General features: G+C 72.6%; 3 protein-coding genes. 2 read left to right on the top strand and 1 reads right to left on the bottom strand.

Going from position 1 to position 2418, the window contains the following annotated elements; translation table 11 throughout:
* Window positions 1-190: 190 nt before the first annotated feature.
* Window positions 191-1240, bottom strand: a complete 1050-nt coding sequence (locus ACFC1F_RS34165; RefSeq protein ID WP_376164254.1) for a trypsin-like serine peptidase — start codon at window positions 1238-1240, stop codon at window positions 191-193.
* A gap of 418 nt (window positions 1241-1658) precedes the next feature.
* Between ACFC1F_RS34165 and ACFC1F_RS34160 the strand changes: the two genes are divergently transcribed.
* Window positions 1659-1898, top strand: coding sequence for a ferredoxin (locus ACFC1F_RS34160; protein WP_209417507.1), 240 nt, complete (start codon window positions 1659-1661; stop codon window positions 1896-1898).
* Window positions 1888-2418: FAD-dependent oxidoreductase (locus tag ACFC1F_RS34155; protein ID WP_376164252.1), on the top strand; the 531-nt coding region annotated here is incomplete at its 3' end. The genes ACFC1F_RS34160 and ACFC1F_RS34155, both read left to right, overlap by 11 nt.

Below are 2418 nucleotides of genomic sequence, written 5' to 3'. Positions count from 1 at the left end.
CCTGTCCTGCAGCACCGCTGCCCGGACGCCAGGCGCCGGGCGGCAGGACGGGTTGACGGCTGCGGGCGGCAGCCAGTCGTGCTCGAAGCGCGGCAATGCGGCACGGCTCCCGGGTCGGCCACGGCTCCCGGGTCGAGCACGGCTCCCGGTCGGCCGGGGTGTGCCGGCCGACCGGGGATAGGACGGACCGTCAGGCCGGGCGTGTCTGCGCCCAGTTGTAGAGGCGGCGGGCGCTGTCGCCAAGTCGTGTGGCGTAGAGCGTATTGGCCGGGCCACCGGCGACTTCTTCGCTGGTGGTGGTGACGCCGACGACGGTGCCGATGCCGGTCCGGGTGTCGAACTGTGCGAAGTGGGGGCCGCCGCTCGCCCCGTGGGACATGTCGCAGGGCTCACCCCACAGAAGGGGGACCTTGGAGCCGGGTCGGGCCGGTCCGGCGCAGTGGATCATGCGTGAGCCGGTGTACTTGGCGTCGGGGTTGTTGAGTCGGTCCTTCGGGTACCCGAAGGTGTGGATGAACTCGGCCTCGGCGGGCTTGGTGAACGCGATCCGCTGGGTCCCCGTGACGTCCGCGACCCGGCGTCCCTCGGCCGAACGGTTCGCCACGAGGACTCCCGTGTCGTAGCCGGCGATGGCGACCTCCTCCGAGGTCGTCCCTCCCGGTTCGGCGTCCCAACGGGAGGACGTGGCCGCGCTCTTGATGCTGAAGCCGCCGAGCGGCTTGGTCCCGTTGCGGTAGCCGGGCACGAAGTAGAGGTTGTGCCTCCACGTGTCGTCGGCGGTGGGAGCCCCGACGCCCCGCAGGCAGTGTGCCGCCGTGATGACGGTGCTTCGGTTCGCGCTGTCGACGACCGTCGCGGTGCAACTGCCGTCGTAGCCGTCGGAGAAGGTGAAGAAGAGACGGCCGACGCTCCTGTTCACGGCTCCGGCGTGCGTCCACACGGCCCCGGGGTCCGGCGTGTCCGCAGGAAGCGGCCGCGGGTCGTCGGGTGTGGTGTCGTCCTCGGGCACGGGGGTGATCTCGGGTATCAAGGCGCCTGCCAGTTTCATCCGCTCGGGGGTCCAGTAGGCGTCGACCCGGCTGCGCTCCTGCTCGGTCGTGGCGCCGGAATGCGTGGTGACGGATTCCGGCCCCGCGGCGACGGCCGTGCCGGGCGGCAGCACCGCCGCCGTGGTCGCGCTCAGCAGCAGGGCTCCCGCAGTGGCGAGCCTGCGGGGGAACGTTCGGTGTGTGGCTGACATCGTTGCCGTTCTTTCGTCGGGTGCGGTCGGTTCGGGGGGACGGTCGCGATCAGGCGGTGGGGCCGGGCGGCGGGGCCGCCGAGTCGTGGCGGTCGGGGGCACGGCGGGAGAACAGGCCCGTCGGCCGGGTGTCGGATGCGGGCGGTGTCGCCGCGGTCGCGGGGCCGCTGGTCCGGCCAGGTGGATGTGGCATGTCAGGCACCGTAGGGGCGGGACGTCAGACTCCCGTCGAGAAGCGGTTTCATCCGTTCATCGGTCCCGTCAGATTCCTGCAAAGAACGTTCCAACCGTGTATCGGCGGGGGCTCCGACCGGTCCGGTGCGTCGCGCCCGTCACTCCTCCGGTAGCTCCGGCGCGCACGACCGCCCGCCCTCACGGAGGCTGGCATGGAACGTGACCCCTTGAGAGGCGGAGCCCGATGAGGCTGTTGGTCGACCTCAACCGCTGCCAGGGATACGCGCAATGCGCGTTCCTGGCCCCGGACGTCTTCACCATGCACGGTGACGAGGCCCTTCTCTATAGCCCGTACGCCGACCCGGACCAGACGGAGAGGGTGGAGCGCGCCGTCGCGGCGTGTCCCGTCGGGGCGATCGTCGTGGACGACCGGGACGACACGGCTCCCGCCGAGGTCCGGGAGGGTGTGTCCGGTGCACGGTGACGGGTACGTCGACTGGCTCAGGCGCGAGGGACGCATCGTCGTCGTCGGCGCGTCCCTCGCCGGGCTGCGCGGGGCGGAGGCCTTGCGGGAGAAGGGCTTCACCGGCTCCCTCACCCTGATCGGCGACGAGCCCCACGAGCCGTACGACCGGCCGCCGCTGTCCAAGCAGGTCCTGCTCGGCAAGGCGGCCGCCGAGGAGACCGCGCTGCCGCGCCGCCGGGACCTGGACGCCGACTGGCGGCTCGGCTGCGCGGCCACCGGCCTGGACATGGCCGCCCGGCGGGTGAAGCTCGCCGACGGCGACGAGGTCGAGTACGACCGGCTGCTGATCGCGACCGGCGTGCGGGCCCGTCCGTGGCCGCACCAGGACGAGGCGGCGCTCGACGGCGTGTTCGTCCTGCGCACCCGCGACGACGCGGTACGGCTGCACCGCCGGCTGGAGGCGGGCTCCCGCCGGGTGCTCGTGATCGGCGCGGGCTTCACCGGCTCGGAGATCGCCTCCGCCTGCCGGGAGCGTCAG

It is taken from the genome of Kitasatospora sp. NPDC056181, assembly GCF_042266225.1.
In the GTDB taxonomy this organism is placed as follows: domain Bacteria; phylum Actinomycetota; class Actinomycetes; order Streptomycetales; family Streptomycetaceae; genus Kitasatospora.
The sequence above is the reverse complement of the archived record's forward strand: the minus strand, read 5'-3'. Positions and strand labels throughout refer to the sequence as shown.